A 20,580-nucleotide genomic window follows, 5' to 3' on the forward strand; every position below is an offset into this window, starting at 1 on the left:
CTCCGCGTGACGAACGGCCGGGTGGTCGGCCCGGGTCCGTCCGGCGCTCAGCCCATGGCCCTGCCGGGGCTCAGCCCGTGACCTGGTACGTCGCCGAGGCCTGCTCGAACAGCCGCGTCACCTCGTCCCGTTCGGCCTCCGGGCCGCGCACCTGCACCACGTGGTAGCGCCCGTCGACCAGCACGGCGAGGTTCCGCACGAACAGCTCGCGCCCGTCGTCCCCGGTCCACGTGAACTGCCCCTCGGCCATGGACCGCCCGCCGACCTCGATGGTCTTCAGCCCGGTCGACGTGGCCCAGCTGGAGTCCCGGAACGGCTGCAACTCCCGTTCGCTCTCCCGCTGGTAGGCCATCGGGTCGCTGCCGTACTGCTCCGCGCTGTCCCGGCCCGGCACGACGATCAGCTCGAAGGCGCCCTGCGCGTAGACGACTTGACCCCGGCCGTTGACCGGGCTGCGCCGCCAGCCCTCGGCGACGGCCACGCGGAAGCCCTCCGGGTCCTTGCGCAGGGTGAAGCCGTCGGCGGCGTCGGGGCCATCGGTGGTCTGGGTCTCGGCCGCCCCGTCGGACGGTCCGCCGTCCGGCCCCGTCCCCGTCCGGCCGGGACCGGGCTCGCTGCTGGGGTCCGGGGACTGCGCGGGCGGCCGCTCGGCCTGCCCGGCGGCGCCGGTACGGTCGGTGCCGTCCCCGCCCGCGGTGTCGGACTTCGGCATGAACAGCATCGCGTACGCGATCGCCGCGGCGACCACGAGCAGGATCACCACCAGCAGCGTGCGGCCCAGGCTGCGCGGCGACCGCTCCTCCTGCCGGCCCCGCTTGTGCCGGCCCTGGTGCACGGGCAGCCCGGCGCGCCGCCTGCGCACCAGCTCGCCGCGCCGGCGCACGACCGGCAGCCGTCCGGTGTCGGCGGGCGGCGCCGCGACGACGTGCACCCCGGCCTCCGGCTCGGGCGCCGAACGCACCAACGACCGCAGCCAGCCGCCCAGTTCCTCGAAGTCGATCCGCTCGGTCGGGTCCTGCCGCAGCAGCGACTCCACGACGGGACGGAGCGGACCGCACTCCTCCGCGTACGCGGGCGGCTCGGCGCACACCATCTGCACCAGTTCCGCCGTCGACTCCTCCGGGTAGGGCGCGTGGCCCTGCACGGCGCGGAACAGCAGCGCGCCGAGCGCCCACAGGTCGGTCGCGGGGCCGATGGGCGCGGCCAGCTGCCAGTTCTCGTGCACGGGACCGGCCTGTTCGGGCGCCCACCGCTCGGTGACCGGCCCGACGACGGCCATCCGCGCCTGCCGTGCCCGCTCGGCGGCCAGCGCGGTGGCGGGTCCCCGGCGGGGCGCGGGCGCCCCGGCGACCAGGTCGTCCCACCGGGCGGACGCACCGGCCCCGGCCGCCGGCTCCCCGGCCCGCGCGGGCAGGGAGACTCCGGCGCCCTGCTCCGACGCCGAGTACGGCGAGTACGGCGAGGGAGCTCCGTGGGGTGAGGGGGCGCCGTGGGGTGAGGGGGCGCCGTGGGGCGACGCCGGCACACCGTGGGACGGCGCGGCGGCGCCGGGAGGCAGGGGCCCTTCGAGGGGCGGACGCGCTCCGTGCGGAGGCGTGGCGTCGGGGGCGGGACGGGTGCCGGGCAGGGCCGTGCGGCCGTTCTGTGCCTCTTGTACGCGGGCGGCCGCGCGTGCGCCCGCGCGGTACGCCGCGATGGCCCCGGCCCGCGCCGCCCGGATGTCGGCGGTGGGGTCGACGGGACGGCGGGACAGCCCGGCCGGTCCCGCGCCCGGCGCCTCCGCACCAGCGGCCGGCAGGCCCCGGGCCGAACGCGCCTCGATGGCGGCCCGCCGCGCGGCCTCGGGATCGACGGCCCCGCCGACCGCGTCCGCCGCCGTCGGGGGCTCGGCCGCGCTCGCCGCCGTGGTGGGAGCGACCTCGTCGTCCGGGTCGCGCGGCACCGGGTCGTAGCCGCACAGCGCTTCCTCCGCGGCCCCGGCCGCCAGGCCGGTGAGCATCACGCGGCCGTCGTCGCAGACCAGCACCGTGCGCGCGGTGAGGTTGCGGTGCACCCAGCCGTGGCCGTGCAGCACCCGCAGCGCCATCAGGATGTCGGAGGCGATCTCGGCCGCCCGGTACGGCGTCAGCGGCTTCTCGGCGAGCAGCGCCGCCAGGGGCCGCGCGGCCACCAGCTCGCTCACGATCCACAGCGAACCGCCCTCGGCGAACACGTCGAAGACCTGGTCGAGCCGCGGATGGTCGGGTATGCGGGCCGCGGCCTGCGCCGCCTCCACGGCACGCCGCACGACCGGGTCGGCCGGCCGCCGCGGTCCGGGGCGTCCGCCGGGCCGCCGCGCCCCGCCGTCGCGTGCCGTGAAGCCGTCCGGCAGTCCGTCCGCGTCGAGCACCTCGGCCTCGACGACCTCCGGCAACGGCACCTGCCTGACCAGGACTTCCTGCCCGCTGTAGGTGTCGAAGGCCCGGGACTCGGTCAGTTCGTACTCGTCGGACGGCGGCAGCGGAAGGCGGTAGCGGTCGGCGAGCACCCGACCCGCGTAGTCGTCCACGTTGCCTCCCCCGGCAGCCCGGTCGGTCAAATCCGTTCGCCCCGCGTCCCGTTCCCCATGCGTCCGGTCCGCAGTCCTTCACGATACGTGCCGGAGGCAACCCGCAATGAGGGGATGCCGGATCTCACGCCTGCAAACCGGGACCGTTCACCTCACGACTTGGGTTCAAACGTCCTCGCCAGCGTGCGCCAGGTGTCCTCGCGCAGGTCGCTGCCCCAGTCCGAGGCCTTCGCCGTGTACATCAGCGCGTACCCGAGCCGGTCGTTCACGACGAAGCCCCGGTCGACCGTCCGGTACTTCGTACCGCTCTCCACGTAGGTGAACTCCCAGTCGGCCGCGTTCCAGCCCCGGTAGTCCACCTTCTCTATGCGGATCTTCCGGTACTGGTCGCGGACCATGTACTGCTCCTGGTTCCGCCAGTCCGCGACCGGGTCGCCCTTCGGCGTGGACGTCCAGGCCACGAGCAGCCGCTGCCCGTCCGGCCCGCTGAACCGGTCCCCGGCCGCGCCGGTCGACTGGTACTTCCAGCCCTTCGGCAGCCCGATCGCGTACCCCTGGCGCCCCTTGTGCGTCGACACCGCCGGGGCGGCACCGCCCTTCGAACCGCCCGCCCCCGACGACCGGCTCGGCTCGGCACTCGGTGATCCCGAGCCCTTCGCGCCGCCCGTCGCACCGGTCCCCGCGGACTCCTTCGCGTCCCCGTCCGCCGTGGCGCCGCCCTCCGGGTCCTGCTTGGTGTCGCCGCTCTTGGCGGCACTGGCGACCGGCTTGCCGCCGCCCTTCGCCCCGTCGGAGGGGTCGTCGCCGCCGAGGGTGAACGCGAGCACGGCGGCCAGCACGGCCAGCACCACGACCACCGCCACGACGATCAGCGTCCGCCGCGGCACCACATCGGTGAGCGACGCCTTCGGCGCGGGCCTGGCCGGCAGATCCGGCGGCGGCATCACGGGCCACCCCGAACTCCGCCCGGCCGAGGCGGCGTTGACGCCACCGGCGCTCGCACCGGCACCCGCCGACGCACCACCCGCGGCCCCACCGGACACCCGCGTCGCCTCCGCCCCACCGGCGGCACCAGACGCGGCCTCGGAGCCCGAACCGCCCTCACCGCTCCCGGACTTGGCGCCCGCGGCGGCCCCGGCGACCGCACTCGCGCCCGCGGCCCGGCGCACCGAACGCAGCGCACCGCGCAGCCGCTCGGCGACCTCCTCACCGCGCCGGCTCCCGGACCCCGCCGCGTCCGCGCCGCCGGACCGTCTGTCGGGCTGCCCCGGCAGCGGCACGACCTTGGTCGCGTCCGGCTCGGGCTCCTTCACCGCCGGCCCGTGCAGGACCGCGTTGAGCATCTCCCGCGCGCCCGCGTCGTCGAGCCGCTTGGCGGGGTCCTTGGTGAGCAGGCCGTAGATGACGTCCTTCAGCGGCCCCGCGTTCTTCGGCTCCTCCAGCGGCTCGGTCATCACCGCCGTGAGCGTCGCGATCGCGGACCCCTTGTCGTACGGCGGTGTGCCCTCCACCGCCGCGTACAGCAGCCCGCCGAGCGACCACAGGTCGGCCGCCGGCCCGGGCTTGTGCCCGCGGGCGCGCTCCGGGGAGATGTACGAGGGCGCGCCGACGAGCATGCCGGTCGAGGTGATGGACGGGTCGCCCTCGACCTGCGCGATGCCGAAGTCCGTGAGCACGACCCGGCCGTCTTCCGCGATGAGCACGTTGGACGGCTTCACGTCGCGGTGCAGGATGCCCTCACGGTGCGCGGACCGCAGCACGTCCAGGACGGCGAGGCCCACCTCGGCGGCGCGCTCGGGCTCCAGCAGGCCGTCCTCCCGGATGACCTCGGCCAGCGACTTGCCCTCGACCAGCTCCATCACGATCCACGGCCGGTCGTCCTCCTGGACGACGTCGAAGACCGTGACGGCGCTGTTGTTGCGGATCCGCGCGATCGCCTTGGCCTCGCGCAGCGTCCGCGTGATCAGGCGCCGCTTCTCCTCCTCGTCGATGTTCGACGGGAACCGCAGCTCCTTGACGGCGACCGTCCGTCCCAGGGTCTCGTCCTCGGCACGCCACACCGTCCCCATGCCGCCGCGGCCGAGCACGTCTCCCAGCCGGTACCGCCCGGCGAGGAGACGTGCGCTCTTGTCCTGACGGGATGTCCCCGCCCGCTCCGCCTCCGACATGCGTCCCCTCATGCAACCCGCCCTGACAGAGACTTCATTGTCTCTCACCCGGCAAGTGCCGGGCGCCCAGGGTGCCCCTGGCGACAACCGCGGCGCCCTGCTGACGGGGGCCGGGTGGAACGCGCCGTTCCACCGCCTGCATGATGGTCCGCCACACAGGGAGGGAGGACCGTGATGCAACCGCTTCGGGCGCTCCTGGCCCTCCCCTTGGCCGCGCTCCTGCTCACCCTGGCCCCGTCCGGCACCTCGGCACTCACCGCGCCGTCCCCGGACGCGGTCCTCCCGCTGCTGGTGGCGCGGGGCGAAGCGCCCGCCGCCGCACTGCTGTCCGTGTCGGAGAGCCGCACCCGCTACGCCGAGTCCGGGCCGGGCATCTCCCGCACGGACCACTTCCGCGCCGGCAGCATCACGAAGACGTTCATCGCGACCGTGGTCCTCCAACTGGCGGCCGAACAACGCCTGTCGCTGTCCGACACGGTGGAGCGGCACCTGCCGGGCCTGGTGCGCGGAGCGGGCAACGACGGCCGCGCGCTGACCCTGCGCGCCCTGCTCACCCACACCAGCGGCCTGTACGACTTCACCGCGGACACCAGCGGCGCCGCCCCCGTCACACCCCGTCAGGCCATACGCATCGCGCTCACCCACCCCCCGGCCTCCCCCGGCCGATACGCCTACTCGAACACCAACTACGTCCTGCTCGGTCTCGTCGTCGAGCAGGTCACCGGCCGCTCGTACGCCTCCGAGGCCGAACACCGCCTCATCACTCCGCTCGGTCTGACCGGCACCTCCTTTCCCGGCTCCCGCACCTCACTGCCCGCCCCGCACGGCCGCGCCTACGCCGCGGACGGTTCCGACGTCACCGATCTCGACCCGCGGACGGCGGGTGCCGCGGGTGAGATGGTGACGACGCTCGCCGACCTGGACCGCTTCTACTCGGCGCTCCTGCGCGGCGACCTGCTGCCCCCGCGCCGGCTGCGCGAGATGCTCGACACCCGTGCCGCACGCGGCTCGTACGGCATGGGGCTGTTCCCCGTGAGGCTTCCGTGCGGCGTCACGGTGTGGGGACACAACGGGCGCATCTCCGGCAGCTACGTGCGCACCGCGGCCACCGTCGACGGGCGTCATGTCCTCACCTTCCGGGTGAACACGACGGCGATCGCAGATCCCGGCCTCGAACTCCGCCTGCTCGCTGCCGAGTTCTGCACCCGCCACCCGTAGAACGAGCGGGTTCCGAACGAAGATCCCGGTTCGCGCCACTCGATCGGGTGACGTCGCGCGGCGCTGCCCGGCGCGGGGGCCCCGTCCCGCCGGACGGCCGCCTCACAGCGGCACGATGTCCGGCGCCCCCAGCCGTGCCGCGTCCGCCGTCAGGTCGTCCGGCTGGCGCTGCGACTCCCGCTCGGCCTCCACCCGCTTCTCGTAGTGCCGGACCTCGCGCTCGATCTGGTCCTTGTCCCAGCCCAGCACCGGCGCCATCAGCTCCGCGGCCTCCCGGGCGGTGCGCGTGCCCCGGTCGAAGGTCTCGATGGAGATCCGCGTGCGCCGGGTCAGCACGTCGTCCAGGTGCCGGGCGCCCTCGTGCGAGGCGGCGTAGACGATCTCGGCGCGCAGGTAGTCGTCGGCCGCCGGCAGCGGCTCGCCCAGGGCGGGGTCCTCGGCGATGAGGTCGAGGAGCTCCTCGGTCAGCGATCCGTACCGGTTCAGCAGGTGTTCCACGCGCACCACGTGCAAGCCGGTGCGCGCCGCGATCCGCGCTCGCGCGTTCCACAGCGCGAGGTATCCCTCGGCGCCGAGCAGCGGGATGTCCTCGGTGACGCATTCGGCGACACGCATGTCCAGACCGTGCACCGCCTCGTCCACCGCGTCCTTCGCCATCACCCGGTACGTCGTGTACTTGCCGCCCGCGACGACGACCAGGCCCGGCGCCGGATGGGCCACGGTGTGCTCGCGGGACAGCTTGCTGGTGGCGTCGGACTCGCCGGCGAGCAGGGGCCGCAGCCCCGCGTACACGCCCTGGACGTCGTCGCGCGTGAGGGGCACCGACAGCACCGAGTTCACGTGTTCCAGCAGGTAGTCGATGTCCGCGCTGGACGCGGCCGGGTGGGCCTTGTCCAGGTCCCAGTCGGTGTCGGTGGTGCCGATGATCCAGTGCCGGCCCCAGGGGATGACGAACAGCACGGACTTCTCGGTGCGCAGGATCAGGCCTGTCGAGGAGCTGATGCGGTCCCGGGGTACGACCAGATGGATGCCCTTGGAGGCGCGGACGTGGAACTGGCCGCGCTCCCCGACCATCGCCTGGGTGTCGTCGGTCCACACGCCCGTGGCGTTGACGATCTGCTTGGCGCGGATCTCGTACTCGCCGCCCGCCTCGACGTCCTGCACGCGCGCGCCGACGACCCGGCCGCCCTCGCGCAGGAATCCGGTCACGCGCGCGCGGTTGGCGGTCTTCGCGCCGTACGCCGCCGCCGTGCGCACCAGCGTCGCGACGTAGCGGGCGTCGTCCATCTGGGCGTCGTAGTACTGCAACGCCCCGACCAGCGCGTCCTTCTTCAAGCAGGGGGCGACCCGCAGGGCGTGACGGCGGCTCAGGTGCCGGTGGACCGGCAGGCCGCGTCCGTGTCCGCGGGCCATCGACATGGCGTCGTAGAGCGCGACGCCCGACCCGGCGTACAGCCGCTCCCAGCCGCGGTGCTCCAGCGGGTAGAGGAACGGCACGGGTTTCACCAGGTGCGGGGCGATGCGCTCCAGCAGCAGGCCGCGCTCCTTCAGCGCCTCCCGCACGAGGGCGAAGTCGAGCATCTCCAGATAGCGCAGGCCTCCGTGGATGAGCTTGCTGGACCGGCTGGAGGTGCCCGACGCCCAGTCGCGCGCCTCGACCAGTCCCGTGGACAGGCCGCGGGTCACGGCGTCGAGGGCGGTGCCCGCGCCCACCACTCCTGCGCCCACGACCAGCACGTCCAGCTCGCGCTCGGCCATGGCCGCGAGTGACTCGGCGCGCTGCGCCGGTCCCAGTGTCGCTGTCCTCACCGCTGCCTCCCGCTCGTCAGTCGCGTAGGCCGCACCCGTCGGGCGAAGCCCGGTTCGATCCCCCCATGCCCAAATTCTGACCGCCATGCCCAACTTCAGCCACCACTCGCCCCAGCCTGTGGACAACCCTCACGGAAACATCCGGCGAGACTCGACCGGCCAATCCCACATATCGGTCATATTTACTCCTAGTCTGACATTGCGCTCGCTCGTCCAGTCCACAGGGCTTGCGCACCTGTCCCGCTTCGGCTACTGGGAAGGACGGCCCACGCCATGCCCGCAGATCTCGCCGTCATCGGACTCGGCCCGTACGGCCTGCCCCTGGCCCAGGCCGCCGTCGCCGCCGGCATCCCCACCCTCGGCTACCGGACCGGACCCGAGTCCGGCTCGCTCAGCCCCGCCGAACTGCGCAGGATGCTCGCGGGCGGCTTCCGCACCGCCGCAGGACCGGCCGAGCTGGGCCGCGTCCGCACCGCCGTCATCTGCGCCCCCACGCCACGCGGCCCGGACGGCGGGCTCGATCTCGGCCAGGTGGAGTCCGCCGCCCGCACCCTCGCCGGCCGGATGCGGCCGCACACCACGGTGATCCTGGAGTCCCCCGTGCCCCCCGGCACCACCGAGGGCTTCCTGCGCGGGCTCCTCGAAGAGGGGTCCGGGCTGCGCGCCGGGCGCGACTTCCACCTCGCCTACTCCCCCAGCCGCGTCGACCCCGGCAACCGCGACTTCACCCCCGCCAACACGCCCAAGGTCATCGGCGGCCTCACGCCCGCGTGCACGGAATCGGCCGCCGCCTTCTACGGCCGGCTCACCGACAAGGTGGTACGCGCGCGTGGACCGCGCGAGGCGGAGACGGTCCAGCTCCTGGAGACCAACTTCCGGCACGTCAACATCGCCCTGGTCAACGAGATGGCCGTGCTCTGCCACGACCTCGGCGTCGACCTGTGGGACGTCGTCCGCTGCGCCGAGACCAAGCCCTTCGGCTTCCAGGCGTTCCGCCCCGGCCCCGGCGTCGGCGGCCACGCCGTGCCCCAGGACCTCGCCGGCCAGGCCGTGCGCACCCTGCGCATGGTGGAGCTGGCCCAGCAGGTCAACCACCAGATGCCCCGCTACGTCGTGCAGCGCGCCGCCGCCCTGCTCAACGAGCACGGCAAGTCGGCCCGCGGCGCGCGCGTGCTGCTCCTCGGCGTCACCTACAAGGCGGACCTCGCCGACCAGCAGGCCACCCCGGCCCAGGAGATCGCGATCCGCCTGATGGAGCTGGGCGCGCAGGTCAGCTACCACGACCCGCACGTCCCGTCCTGGCACGTCCTGGACCGCCCGGTCCCCCGCGCCGACTCGCTCTACGAGGCGGCGGCCGACGCCGACCTCACGATCCTCCTCCAGCAGCACCGCACGTACGACCTCCAGGGCCTGTCGGTGAAGGCCCAGCTCCTGCTGGACACGCGGGGCGCGACACCAACGGGGGCGGCGCACCGGTTGTGACGGGGGGCGCCTGCCTCCCGGAGCGCTCCGAGAGCTGCTGGCACGGCCGCTCCGGTCCCGGTACCGTGAAACCGGACGGAGCCCACCGCAGGGGCTACTGCGGCAGGCTCCTGGATGGATCACGGGTGTCCGCCCCTACCTCTCACAGGGGTGGCCGCTCACCATCCGAAGATCCGCACAATCCACCTCCTCCGGCACTTCACCATCCGAAGACGGATCCGGTCCCAGCGAGTTGGCTTGCGGTGACGACCCATGGGTGCGCCCCCGTCCGCCAACTCGCGCCCCCACCAGCCCACTCGCCCGCTCGTGCACCCCTCGCCCGGCCACGTGAAAGGGCCCGGACCACCCCGTGGTCCAGGCCCTGTCCGCTCAAGCCGAGCGCGGCGTCACGTCACCGCTTGTGCTGCGAGTCCGCCACCGTCACCTCGACGCGCTGGAACTCCTTCAGCTCGCTGTAGCCGGTCGTGGCCATCGCGCGGCGCAGGGCGCCGAAGAGGTTCATGGAGCCGTCCGGCGTGTGGGACGGGCCCGTGAGGATCTCCTCCAGCGTGCCGACCGTGCCGAGGTCGACCTTCTTGCCGCGCGGCAGCTCCTCGTTCACCGCCTCCATGCCCCAGTGGTTGCCCTTGCCCGGACCGTCCGTCGCGCGCGCGAGCGGGGAGCCCATCATCACCGCGTCGGCGCCGCAGGCGATGGCCTTCGGCAGGTCGCCGGACCAGCCGACACCGCCGTCGGCGATGACGTGCACGTACCGGCCGCCGGACTCGTCCATGTAGTCACGGCGGGCGGCGGCCACGTCCGCGACGGCCGTGGCCATCGGGACCTGGATGCCCAGGACGTTGCGCGTGGTGTGCGCGGCGCCGCCGCCGAAGCCGACCAGGACACCCGCCGCGCCGGTGCGCATCAGGTGCAGGGCCGCCGTGTACGTGGCGCAGCCGCCGACGATCACGGGGACGTCGAGCTCGTAGATGAACTGCTTCAGGTTCAGCGGCTCGTGCGAGGACGAGACGTGCTCGGCCGAGACCGTCGTCCCGCGGATGACGAAGATGTCCACGCCCGCGTCCACCACGGCCTTGGAGAACTGCGCCGTGCGCTGCGGGGAGAGCGCCGCCGCGGTGACCACGCCCGAGTCGCGCACCTCCTTGATGCGCTGCCCGATCAGCTCCTCCTTGATCGGAGCGGCGTAGATCTCCTGGAGGCGGCGGGTGGCGGCTTCGACCGGCAGCCCGGCGATCTCGTCGAGCAGCGGCTGCGGGTCCTCGTAGCGCGTCCACAGGCCTTCGAGGTTCAGCACGCCGAGGCCGCCGAGCTCGCCGATGCGGATCGCGGTGGCCGGGGAGACGACCGAGTCCATGGGGGCGGCCAGGAAGGGCAGCTCGAAGCGGTAGGCGTCGATCTGCCAGGCGATCGAGACCTCCTTCGGGTCCCGCGTACGGCGGCTGGGGACGACCGCGATGTCGTCGAAGGCGTACGCCCGGCGGCCGCGCTTGCCGCGCCCGATCTCGATCTCAGTCACGTCTGTGGCCTTTCCCTGTTGCGTTTCAGCGCCTTCCAGTATCCCTGACGGGTCCACCGGCGCCGCCCGGACGTACGCGGAGGGCGGCCCGGGTGTCCCGGACCGCCCTCCGCTACGGAATCCGTGTCATCGCTTGGCGCTGTAGTTCGGCGCCTCGACCGTCATCTGGATGTCGTGCGGGTGGCTCTCCTTGAGGCCCGCCGACGTGATCCGCACGAAGCGGCCCTTGGACTCCATCTCCTCGATGGTGGCGGCGCCGACGTACCCCATGGTCTGGCGCAGGCCGCCGACCAGTTGGTGCAGCACGTTGGACAGCGGGCCGCGGTAGGGCACCTGGCCCTCGACGCCCTCGGGGACGAGCTTGTCGTCGGAGGAGACCTCGGCCTGGAAGTAGCGGTCCTTGGAGTACGACCGGCCCTGGCCGCGGGACTGCATGGCGCCCAGGGAGCCCATGCCGCGGTACGACTTGAACTGCTTGCCGTTGATGAAGAGCAGCTCGCCCGGCGACTCCTCGCAGCCGGCGAGGAGGCTGCCCAGCATGACCGTGTCGGCGCCGGCGGCGAGCGCCTTGCCGATGTCGCCGGAGTACTGCAGGCCGCCGTCGCCGATCAGCGGGATGCCCGCGGGGCGGGCCGCGAGGGAGGCCTCGTAGATGGCGGTGACCTGCGGGACGCCGATGCCGGCGACGACGCGCGTGGTGCAGATCGAGCCGGGGCCCACGCCGACCTTGATGCCGTCGACGCCGGCGTCGATGAGGGCCTGGGCGCCGTCGCGGGTGGCGACGTTGCCGCCGATCACGTCGACGTCGACGCTCGACTTGATCTTCGCCATCCAGCTGAGGGCGTTGCTGTTGTGGCCGTGCGAGGTGTCGACGACCAGGAAGTCCACACCGGCCGCGGCGAGGGCCTGGGCGCGCTCCAGCGCCTCGGGGCTGGCGCCGACGGCCGCGCCGACGAGGAGGCGGCCCTCGGCGTCCTTCGCGGCGTTGGGGTACTTCTCGGCCTTGACGAAGTCCTTGACCGTGATCAGGCCCTTGAGGACGCCGTTGTCGTCGACCAGGGGCAGCTTCTCGATCTTGTGGCGGCGCAGCAGCTGCATCGCGTCCGGACCGGAGATGCCGACCTTGCCGGTGACCAGCGGCATCGGGGTCATGACCTCACGCACCTGGCGGCTGCGGTCGGTCTCGAAGGCCATGTCGCGGTTGGTGACGATGCCGAGCAGCTTGCCGGCCTGGTCGGTGACCGGCACGCCGCTGATGCGGAACTTGGCGCACAGCGCGTCGGCCTCGCCGAGCGTGGCGTCGGGGTGCACCGTGATCGGGTCGGTGACCATCCCGGACTCGGACCGCTTCACCAGGTCGACCTGGTTGACCTGGTCCTCGACGGACAGGTTGCGGTGCAGGACGCCGACGCCGCCCAGCCGGGCCATCGCGATCGCCATGCGCGCCTCGGTGACCTTGTCCATGGCGGCGGACAGGAGGGGAATGTTGACCCGGACGTTGCGCGAGATGCGGGACGAGGTGTCGACCGCGTTGGGGAGCACCTCGGATGCGCCCGGCAGCAGCAGCACGTCGTCGTAGGTCAGCCCGAGTGTCGCGAATTTTCCGGGCACTCCGTCGACGTTGGCAGTCATGACACCTTCCCCAAATGGCCTTGATCGGTGCGGATGTCCATGCTAACGGGAAGCGGACGTGTCTCATTCCACGATCACGAGGGCATGGGGGCTTCGTATCTTCGTACGGCTCCGGCGCCCCGCCGGTTCACCCCCGTCACCGGAGGCCGCGAACGCCGCAATCGCCCGTCCGCGCGCCGGGGTTACTGCTCGGCCAGCGCCCGCAGCCGGCTCAGCGCCCGGTGCTGTGCGACGCGCACGGCACCGGGTGACATTCCCAACATCTGGCCGGTCTCCTCCGCGGTGAGCCCGACGGCGATGCGCAGGAGCAGCAGCTCGCGCTGGTTCTCGGGGAGGTTGGCCAGGAGTTTCTTCGCCCATTCGGCGTCGCTGCTCAGCAGGGCGCGCTCCTCCGGGCCGAGCGAGTCGTCGGGCCGCTCGGGCATCTCGTCGGAGGGCACGGCGGTGGAGCCGGGGTGGCGCATCGCGGCGCGCTGCAGGTCGGCGACCTTGTGGGCGGCGATGGCGAAGACGAACGCCTCGAAGGGGCGGCCGGTGTCCTTGTAGCGCGGCAGGGCGAGCAGGACCGCCACGCAGACCTCCTGCGCGAGGTCCTCGACGAAGTGCCGGGCGTCGCCCGGCAGCCGCGACAGCCGCGTACGGCAGTAGCGCAGGGCGAGGGGGTGGACATGGGCGAGCAGGTCGTGCGTGGCCTGCTCGTCCCCGTCGACGGCGCGGTGAACGAGCGCGCCGATCGCCCCCTGAGCAGTGGCCGCATCGTCCTCACGCATCGGTCCATGGTGCCCTGCGCTCGTCCGATCCGCGGCACCGCGCCCGTTGTTGTGCACCGAAGCGTTATGAGCAGGTGCGCCGGAACTCATCCCCTGCGCCCTCCCCTTCCGCTCGACCGACTCGTCCCCGAGAGACTCCACACCTCAAGGATGCGGCATCCGCGGCGAAACGAGCAGCGGGCACCCGGCGGGCGGCCCCGCCACCCCCGCCCACCCCGAGGCAGGCGGGGATTTTCCTGTCCCCGCTACGAGACACGGGGCAGGCCCTAGCGGACCAGGCCCCACCGGAAGCCGAGCGCAACGGCGTGCGCCCGGTCCGAGGCGCCGAGCTTCTTGAACAGCCGTCGGGCGTGCGTCTTGACCGTGTCCTCGGAGAGGAAGAGCTCGCGGCCGATCTCGGCGTTCGAGCGGCCGTGGCTCATGCCTTCGAGGACCTGGATCTCACGCGCGGTGAGCGTGGGCGCGGCGCCCATCTCGGCGGACCGCAGCCGGCGCGGCGCGAGCCGCCAGGTCGGGTCGGCGAGGGCCTGCGTCACCGTGGCCCGCAGCTCCGCGCGGGAGGCGTCCTTGTGCAGGTACCCCCGGGCGCCGGCGGCGACGGCCAGCGCCACGCCGTCGAGGTCCTCGGCGACGGTGAGCATGATGATGCGCGCGCCGGGGTCGGCGGACAGCAGCCGCCGGACGGTCTCGACGCCGCCCAGTCCGGGCATGCGTACGTCCATCAGGATGAGGTCCGAGCGGTCGGCGCCCCAGCGGCGGAGGACTTCCTCGCCGTTGGCCGCAGTCGTCACCCGCTCGACGCCGGGCACGGTCGCGACCGCGCGGCGGAGCGCCTCTCGGGCAAGCGGGGAGTCGTCGCAGACGAGGACGGATGTCATGGCCGCCCTCCGCAGCTGATGCACGTCACCTTGAGCCTCCAGGCTGGTACGAATCGTCACCTGTGCGGTCGACCGCCTCGGACGTCCGTCCGAGCGCTTGTTGCTTCAACCGCCTCCGCACTCTCAACGACGGTCACTCGAAAGAGTTACGGGGCCGTGTGCCATCTTCGGCACTCTACGTGAGGGCCCGGACACGGTGCAGACATGCACAGCAGACCCTCAATCTTTCATCACAACCTATGCCCCATTCAGACCCTTTTCTTCCCACTTGCTGGTGTCTGAGGCTAGATTCGCAATGAGTCATATTTTCATCTTCTTAGATCGTAGTTGTACGGTCGTGGACACCGGATCCACCCATAACGGCTACAAGGGGTCACGCAATGGCAGATTTCTCCCGCCTTCCCGGACCGAACGCGGACCTGTGGGACTGGCAGCTCCTGGCTGCCTGCCGCGGGGTGGACAGCTCGCTCTTCTTCCATCCCGAGGGCGAGCGCGGTGCGGCGCGAAGTGCTCGCGAGAACTCGGCCAAAGAGGTCTGCATGAGGTGCCCGGTCCGCGCGCAGTGCGCGGCGCACGCGCTGGCGGTACGCGAGCCGTACGGGGTCTGGGGCGGACTGACGGAGGACGAGCGCGAGGAACTCATGGGCCGGGCGCGCAACCGGCTGGTCTCGGCATCGACACCGGGCGGGGGCCACCACGCCGCCCACAACTGAAGGGCAGTCGGGGAAGCACACGAAGGAACGTTTCTGCACGGACGGGCACGCGCAAGGCGTGCCCCTTAGTTTTTCCGGGCGGCGGTTCTCTCCGGGCGGGCTTCCCGCAGAGGGTCCCGCGGGGGGCTGCTCCTACCGGGCGGCGGCCCGCGCCAGTTCGTCCAGCGTCGCCGCGACCGCCGGCACCTGCGCCAGGTCGGGCAGCGTGAGGGCGACGATCTCGCGGCGCACCGCCGGCTCCAGCGTCACCGTCCGCGCGCCCCGGGGCCGTACGGACTCGACGGCGAGCTGGGGCAGGACCGCCACGCCGAGACCGGCGCCCACCAGGCCGACGACGGCCGGGTAGTCGTCGGTCGCGAAGTCGATGCGGGGCGTGAAGCCGGCGCCCTCGCACACCTCGACCAACTGGCCGCGGCAGCGCGGGCAGCCCGCGATCCACGGCTCCCCGGCGAGCTCGCCGATGGCGACGGACTCCGCGCGCGCGAGGCGGTGCCGCTCGGGTACGAGCGCGACGAGCCGGTCGGTCAGCAGCGGCCGTACGACGAGGTCGTCCCACTCCTCGGCGCCCGCCGCGCCCTCGTAGCGGAAGGCGAGGGCGAGGTCGCAGTCGCCCTCGCGGAGCAGTTCGACGGACTTCGGCGGCTCGGCCTCCTCCAGGGAGACACGGGTGCCGGGGTGCGCGGCGCGCAGGGCGGCGAGGGCGGTCGGTACGAGCGTGGAGCTGCCGCTGGGGAAGGACACGAGCCGGACGCGGCCGGCGCGCAGTCCGGCGATCGCGGCGACCTCCTCCTCGGCGGCGGTGAGCCCGGCGAGGATGCCGGCGGCGTGCCGCACGAGGGCCTCGCCGGCCTGGGTGAGCCGCATGGCGCGCCCGCTGCGGATCAGCAGGGGCGTGCCGACCGAGGTCTCCAGGGCCTTGATCTGCTGGCTGACGGCGGGCTGGGTGCAGCCGAGTTCGCGCCCCGCCGCCGAGAAGGAACCGGTGGCGGCCACGGCGCGCAGGACACGGAGATGACGGGCTTCGATCACTCTTCGAGGATAAGCCAGGAGATAAGTGATCCTTTGACCCGCTGCCGGATAATGCGTCGACGCTTTGACCGTGGCTCGCCTACCGTGCCGCCATGAAGCTTCTGTCTGTGAATCTGGGCCGCCCGGTGGCCGTGCCCTACACGGATCAGCCGGAAGGGCTGACCGGCATCGACAAGCGTCCGGCCGACGGGCCGGTGCGGGTGGCGGCGCCCGGGCCGAAGGGGACCGGCGCGAGCGGCCTGGCCGGGGACGCGGTGTGCGACACCCGCCATCACGGCGGCGACCACCAGGCGGTGTACGCGGTGGCGCGCGAGGACCTCGACGAGTGGGAGCGCGAGCTGGGGCGCGCCCTGGCGAACGGCGCGTTCGGCGAGAACCTCACCACGGAGGGCCTGGACGTGTCGGGGGCGCTGATAGGCGAGCGGTGGCGCGTGGGGCCGGACGTCGTGCTGGAGGTGACCAGCGGACGGATTCCCTGTCGTACCTTTCAGGGCCATCTGGGTGAGCAGCGCTGGGTGCGGCGGTTCACCGAGAGGGGCGCGCCGGGGGCGTATCTGCGGGTGATCGAGCCGGGCGAGATCCGCGCGGGAGACGCCGTGCGGGTCGTGCACCGGCCGGACCACGACGTGACGGTGGCCGTGCAGTTCCGCGCGGTGACCACCGAACGGGCCCTGCTGCCACGCCTGTTGGCGGCGGGTCCGGCGCTGCACCCGGAGTCGCTGGAGGCGGCGCGCACGTATGTGGCGCGGCAGGGCGGCTGAGTCCGGCGGTTCGGACAGCCGTGCGCGGACGTGCTGTTCACCGGGGCTCCACCGAGCGGGAGGAAGCGTGCGGGAAGCGGGGCGGCGCGCTCCCGGTCACTAATCTTGCGCCATGACAACGGCATTGATTACGGGATCGACGGCGGGCATCGGTGCGGCGTTCGCGCGGCGGCTGGCGGCCGACGGGCACAACCTGGTCCTGGTGGCGCGGGACACCAAGCGCCTCCGGGAGCAGGCGACCGAACTGCACGACCGGCACGGCATCGAGGCCGAGGTCCTGACCGCCGACCTGGCGGCGGACGACGGCATCGAGGCGGTCGCCGCCCGGCTCGGGGACCGCAGGAACCCCGTCGACCTGTTGATCAACAACGCCGGCTTCGGCAACAAGGGCCGCTATCTGGACGTGCCCCTCGCCGACGAGCTGACGATGCTGAAGGTGCACTGCGAGGCGGTGTTGCGGCTGACGTCGGCGGCGACGGAGGCGATGCGGGAGCGGGGCCGGGGCGGTGTCGTCAACGTCGCCTCGGTCGCGGCGTTCGTGCCGCGCGGGACGTACGGCGCGTCGAAGGCGTGGGTCGTGCAGTTCACGCAGGGCGCGGCGAAGGACCTGGCGGGCAGCGGCGTACGGCTGATGGCGCTGTGCCCCGGGTTCGTGCGCACCGAGTTCCACGAGCGCGCCGGGATGGGCACGGACAACATCCCCGGCTGGATGTGGCTGGACGCGGACAAGCTGGTCGCGGCGGCGCTGAACGATCTCGCGCGCGGCCGGACGGTGTCGATTCCCGACCCGCGCTACAAGGCGCTCATGGGCATCGTGAAGGTGGTGCCCCGGGATCTGCTGGGCGGGTTGACCTCGCGGACGGGGCGGAAGTTCGGGCCGCAGTAGCGGCTGCCGGGGGCGGCACGCGCCCCGGCGGCGGGCACGGCGCGCCCGGTGGAGAATTGAGGGTGATCGGCCGGGCCCGGGGTGGGCAGTCGGGCCGGGAACCCCAGGGGGGCCGGGAGGCGGACCCCATGACGTTCGTACAGCTCATCGACTGCAGGACGAGCCGGTTCGACGAGATGAACCGGCTGATGGACAAGTGGGTCGAGCAGACCCGGGGCAAGCGCACGGCGACGCACAGCGTGATCGGCAGGGACCTGTCGGACGAGGCGCACTTCGTGGAGATCGTGGAGTTCCCCTCGTACGAGGAGGCGATGCGGAACTCGAACCTCCCGGAGACCGAGGGGATCTTCCGGGAGATGGTGGCGCTGTGCGACGGGATGCCGACGTTCACCGATCTCGACGTGGTGCGGGACGAGCAGCTCAACCGGGCCGCGGCGCGGGCGTTCTTCGAGGACATGGGCCGCGTCGGTCCGGAGGGCCTGGCGGCGCACCTGACCGACGACTACCGGGACCACGACCCGTCGAACCCGGGCGAGGTGCGCGGGGCGGACCGGATCCGCGAGGAGTACGCGGGCTGGCGGGCGGCGTTCACGTACGCGTTCCGCGTGGACGACCAGCTCGCCGAGGCGGACCGGGTGTGCACGCGCTGGACGTGGACGGGCCGCCACACGGGCGACTTCCTCGGCGTCCCGCCGACCGGCGAGGACCTCACGATGACGGGCATGACCTGGCACCGCTTCCGGGACGGGCGGATCTGCGAGGGGTGGTGGCAGTACGACCGGGCCGGGTTGATGGAGCAGTTGGGCGTGGTCGGCGAGTGACCGTCCCCCGGACCGGGCGGGTGACATGGGGAAGGCCCCGTTCCGTGGTCGGAACGGGGCCTTCGCCGTACGCGGCGGAGTCGCTCAGTGGGAGTGGCCGTGGCTGTGGCCGCCGGTGGCCGGCTCCTCTTCTTCCTTCTTCTCGACGACCAGGGTCTCGGTCGTGAGGAGGAGGGAGGCGATGGAGGCGGCGTTCTCCAGGGCGGAGCGGGTGACCTTGACCGGGTCGATGACACCGGCCTTGACCAGGTCGCCGTACTCGCCGGTCGCGGCGTTGAAGCCCTGGCCCTTGTCGAGCTCGGCGACCTTGGAGGTGATGACGTAGCCCTCCAGGCCGGCGTTCTCGGCGATCCAGCGCAGCGGCTCGACGGCGGCCTTGCGGACGACGGCCACACCGGTGGCCTCGTCGCCGGTCTTGCCGAGGTTGCCCTCCAGGACCTTCACGGCGTGGACGAGCGCGGAGCCACCACCGGAGACGATGCCCTCCTCGACCGCGGCGCGGGTCGCGGAGATGGCGTCCTCCAGACGGTGCTTGCGCTCCTTCAGCTCCACCTCGGTGGCGGCGCCGACCTTGATCACGCACACGCCGCCGGCCAGCTTCGCGAGGCGCTCCTGGAGCTTCTCGCGGTCCCAGTCGGAGTCGGTGTTCTCGATCTCGGCCTTGATCTGGGCGACGCGGCCCTGGAGGTCCTCGGCCTTGCCGGCACCCTCGACGACCGTGGTGTCGTCCTTGGTGACGGTGACGCGGCGGGCGGAGCCGAGCACGTCGAGACCGACCTGGTCGAGCTTGAGGCCGACCTCCTCCGAGATGACCGTGGCGCCGGTGAGGACGGCCATGTCCTGCAGCATCGCCTTGCGGCGGTCGCCGAAGCCGGGGGCCTTCACGGCGACGGCGTTGAAGGTGCCGCGGATCTTGTTCACGACCAGGGTCGACAGGGCCTCGCCCTCGACGTCCTCGGCGATGATCAGCAGCGGCTTGGAGGAGTTGGACTGGATGACCTTCTCCAGCAGGGGCAGGAGGTCCGCGATGGCGGAGATCTTGCCCTGGTGGATCAGGATGTACGGGTCGTCGAGGACGGCCTCCATGCGCTCCTGGTCCGTCACGAAGTACGGCGACAGGTAGCCCTTGTCGAAGGCCATGCCCTCGGTGAAGTCCAGCTCCAGACCGAAGGTGTTGGACTCCTCGACGGTGATGACACCGTCCTTGCCGACCTTGTCCATCGCCTCGGCGATGAGCTCGCCGACCTGCTGGTCCTGGGCGGACAGCGCGGCGACGGCGGCGATGTCGGACTTCTCGTCGATCGGGCGGGCGGTCGCGAGCAGGTCCTCGGAGACGGCGGCGACGGCCGCGTCGATGCCCTTCTTCAGGGCGGCCGGGGAGGCGCCGGCGGCGACGTTCTTCAGGCCCTCGCGGACGAGTGCCTGGGCCAGCACGGTCGCGGTGGTCGTACCGTCACCCGCGATGTCGTTGGTCTTGGTCGCCACCTCCTTCACCAGCTGGGCGCCGAGGTTCTCGTACGGGTCCTCGATCTCGACCTCGCGGGCGATGGTGACGCCGTCGTTGGTGATGGTGGGGGCGCCGAACTTCTTGTCGATGACGACGTTGCGGCCCTTGGGGCCGATCGTCACCTTCACCGTGTCGGCGAGCTTGTTGACGCCGCGCTCGAGGGCGCGACGGGCGTCCTCGTCGAACTTCAGGATCTTCGCCATGGGAGCGTGAGCCCTCTCGGAAATCTGTGTGAAAGTACTGCGCCCCGGGCGCCCGGCTTCTTAGGTCGCGGGGGCCAGGGGCGCAGTTCTGAGCAAACGGTGCTTGCTACGAGGTGACTTACTTCTCGACGATCGCGAGCACGTCGCGGGCCGAGAGGACGAGGTACTCCTCGCCGTTGTACTTCACCTCGGTGCCGCCGTACTTGCTGTAGAGCACGACGTCGCCGACGGATACGTCGAGCGGAAGACGGTTGCCGTCCTCGAAGCGGCCCGGGCCCACGGCCAGGACGACGCCCTCCTGGGGCTTCTCCTTGGCCGTGTCCGGAATGACCAGGCCAGAGGCCGTGGTCTGCTCGGCGTCGAGCGGCTGGACCACAATGCGGTCCTCGAGCGGCTTGATGGCAACCTTGGAGCTGGCGGTCGTCACGATCCGACCTCCCCCTTCGGAGATCTCACGGGGTTAACTGTCTGAGGTGGCGACCAGGTCGATCCGTCGTCGCGGGTGCCGGACCTGCCCGTCGCGTTGTTGGCACTCTCCTAGGGGGAGTGCCAGAGCCGAGACTATGACCGCGATTAGCACTCGGTCAAGCGGAGTGCCAATTACCGTGCGGCGCGTTGGGGGCGGGCCGGCCTGTACGG

Annotated in this window: 16 protein-coding genes; 6 read left to right on the forward strand and 10 right to left on the reverse strand. The window is 72.4% G+C overall.

The window, feature by feature from the left end:
• Window positions 1–70: 70 nt before the first annotated feature.
• Window positions 71–2,548: a protein kinase gene (locus tag ACZ7D7_RS03290; RefSeq protein ID WP_470821926.1), complete on the reverse strand. Its 2,478-nt coding sequence runs from the start codon at window positions 2,546–2,548 to the stop codon at window positions 71–73.
• A 152-nt stretch (window positions 2,549–2,700) separates the two neighbouring features.
• Window positions 2,701–4,716 carry a serine/threonine-protein kinase gene (locus tag ACZ7D7_RS03295; RefSeq protein WP_470822447.1) on the reverse strand — a complete coding sequence of 672 codons (2,016 nt, stop codon included), beginning with the start codon at window positions 4,714–4,716 and terminating at the stop codon, window positions 2,701–2,703.
• Between the two features lie 174 nt (window positions 4,717–4,890).
• On the opposite strand from ACZ7D7_RS03295, the gene ACZ7D7_RS03300 reads away from it, so the two are divergent.
• The gene (locus tag ACZ7D7_RS03300) at window positions 4,891–5,934 is read left to right on the forward strand and encodes a serine hydrolase domain-containing protein (protein ID WP_470822449.1); all 1,044 of its coding nucleotides are present in this window, start codon (window positions 4,891–4,893) and stop codon (window positions 5,932–5,934) included.
• Between the two features lie 102 nt (window positions 5,935–6,036).
• On the opposite strand, the gene ACZ7D7_RS03305 is transcribed toward ACZ7D7_RS03300, so the two are convergent.
• Complete coding sequence (locus ACZ7D7_RS03305) at window positions 6,037–7,743, reverse strand: glycerol-3-phosphate dehydrogenase/oxidase (protein ID WP_470821927.1); 1,707 nt, start codon at window positions 7,741–7,743, stop codon at window positions 6,037–6,039.
• A 273-nt stretch (window positions 7,744–8,016) separates the two neighbouring features.
• Here ACZ7D7_RS03305 and ACZ7D7_RS03310 point away from each other — a divergent pair, with 273 nt between their 5' ends.
• A complete protein-coding gene (locus tag ACZ7D7_RS03310; protein WP_470821928.1) occupies window positions 8,017–9,225 on the forward strand; it encodes a nucleotide sugar dehydrogenase in 1,209 nt (402 codons plus the stop codon).
• A 391-nt stretch (window positions 9,226–9,616) separates the two neighbouring features.
• Here ACZ7D7_RS03310 and ACZ7D7_RS03315 read toward each other — a convergent pair whose 3' ends face one another.
• The 4 genes from ACZ7D7_RS03315 to ACZ7D7_RS03330 all read right to left on the reverse strand — a co-directional run bounded on the left by ACZ7D7_RS03315 (window position 9,617) and on the right by ACZ7D7_RS03330 (window position 14,021).
• Window positions 9,617–10,741: a GuaB3 family IMP dehydrogenase-related protein gene (locus tag ACZ7D7_RS03315; protein WP_470821929.1), complete on the reverse strand. Its 1,125-nt coding sequence runs from the start codon at window positions 10,739–10,741 to the stop codon at window positions 9,617–9,619.
• Between the two features lie 126 nt (window positions 10,742–10,867).
• Window positions 10,868–12,373, reverse strand: a complete 1,506-nt coding sequence (gene guaB, locus ACZ7D7_RS03320; protein ID WP_470821930.1) for an IMP dehydrogenase — start codon at window positions 12,371–12,373, stop codon at window positions 10,868–10,870.
• Window positions 12,374–12,555: 182 nt separating this feature from the next.
• On the reverse strand, window positions 12,556–13,143 hold the full coding sequence (locus ACZ7D7_RS03325; protein WP_279548862.1) for a sigma-70 family RNA polymerase sigma factor: 588 nt from the start codon (window positions 13,141–13,143) through the stop codon (window positions 12,556–12,558).
• Between the two features lie 266 nt (window positions 13,144–13,409).
• Window positions 13,410–14,021 carry a response regulator transcription factor gene (locus tag ACZ7D7_RS03330; RefSeq protein ID WP_003948568.1) on the reverse strand — a complete coding sequence of 204 codons (612 nt, stop codon included), beginning with the start codon at window positions 14,019–14,021 and terminating at the stop codon, window positions 13,410–13,412.
• Between the two features lie 380 nt (window positions 14,022–14,401).
• On the opposite strand from ACZ7D7_RS03330, the gene ACZ7D7_RS03335 reads away from it, so the two are divergent.
• Window positions 14,402–14,734 carry a WhiB family transcriptional regulator gene (locus ACZ7D7_RS03335; RefSeq protein ID WP_470821931.1) on the forward strand — a complete coding sequence of 111 codons (333 nt, stop codon included), beginning with the start codon at window positions 14,402–14,404 and terminating at the stop codon, window positions 14,732–14,734.
• A 132-nt stretch (window positions 14,735–14,866) separates the two neighbouring features.
• Here ACZ7D7_RS03335 and ACZ7D7_RS03340 read toward each other — a convergent pair whose 3' ends face one another.
• The gene (locus ACZ7D7_RS03340; RefSeq protein WP_470821932.1) at window positions 14,867–15,763 is read right to left on the reverse strand and encodes a LysR family transcriptional regulator; all 897 of its coding nucleotides are present in this window, start codon (window positions 15,761–15,763) and stop codon (window positions 14,867–14,869) included.
• Between the two features lie 92 nt (window positions 15,764–15,855).
• Here ACZ7D7_RS03340 and ACZ7D7_RS03345 point away from each other — a divergent pair, with 92 nt between their 5' ends.
• From ACZ7D7_RS03345 to ACZ7D7_RS03355, 3 genes are all read left to right on the forward strand, one after another.
• Entirely contained in the window at window positions 15,856–16,524 is a 669-nt protein-coding gene (locus tag ACZ7D7_RS03345) for an MOSC domain-containing protein (protein ID WP_470821934.1), read from the forward strand.
• Between the two features lie 112 nt (window positions 16,525–16,636).
• The gene (locus tag ACZ7D7_RS03350; protein ID WP_470821935.1) at window positions 16,637–17,410 is read left to right on the forward strand and encodes an SDR family NAD(P)-dependent oxidoreductase; all 774 of its coding nucleotides are present in this window, start codon (window positions 16,637–16,639) and stop codon (window positions 17,408–17,410) included.
• A gap of 128 nt (window positions 17,411–17,538) precedes the next feature.
• Window positions 17,539–18,231, forward strand: coding sequence for an ester cyclase (locus ACZ7D7_RS03355; protein WP_470821936.1), 693 nt, complete (start codon window positions 17,539–17,541; stop codon window positions 18,229–18,231).
• An 84-nt stretch (window positions 18,232–18,315) separates the two neighbouring features.
• Here ACZ7D7_RS03355 and groL read toward each other — a convergent pair whose 3' ends face one another.
• Window positions 18,316–19,941, reverse strand: coding sequence for a chaperonin GroEL (gene groL, locus ACZ7D7_RS03360; RefSeq protein WP_470821938.1), 1,626 nt, complete (start codon window positions 19,939–19,941; stop codon window positions 18,316–18,318).
• Window positions 19,942–20,059: 118 nt separating this feature from the next.
• Window positions 20,060–20,368 (reverse strand): co-chaperone GroES, encoded by a 309-nt coding sequence (gene groES, locus ACZ7D7_RS03365; RefSeq protein ID WP_019329594.1) that lies wholly within the window; start codon window positions 20,366–20,368, stop codon window positions 20,060–20,062.
• Window positions 20,369–20,580 lie beyond the last annotated feature (212 nt).

The organism is Streptomyces sp. NPDC037054 (assembly GCF_055606745.1).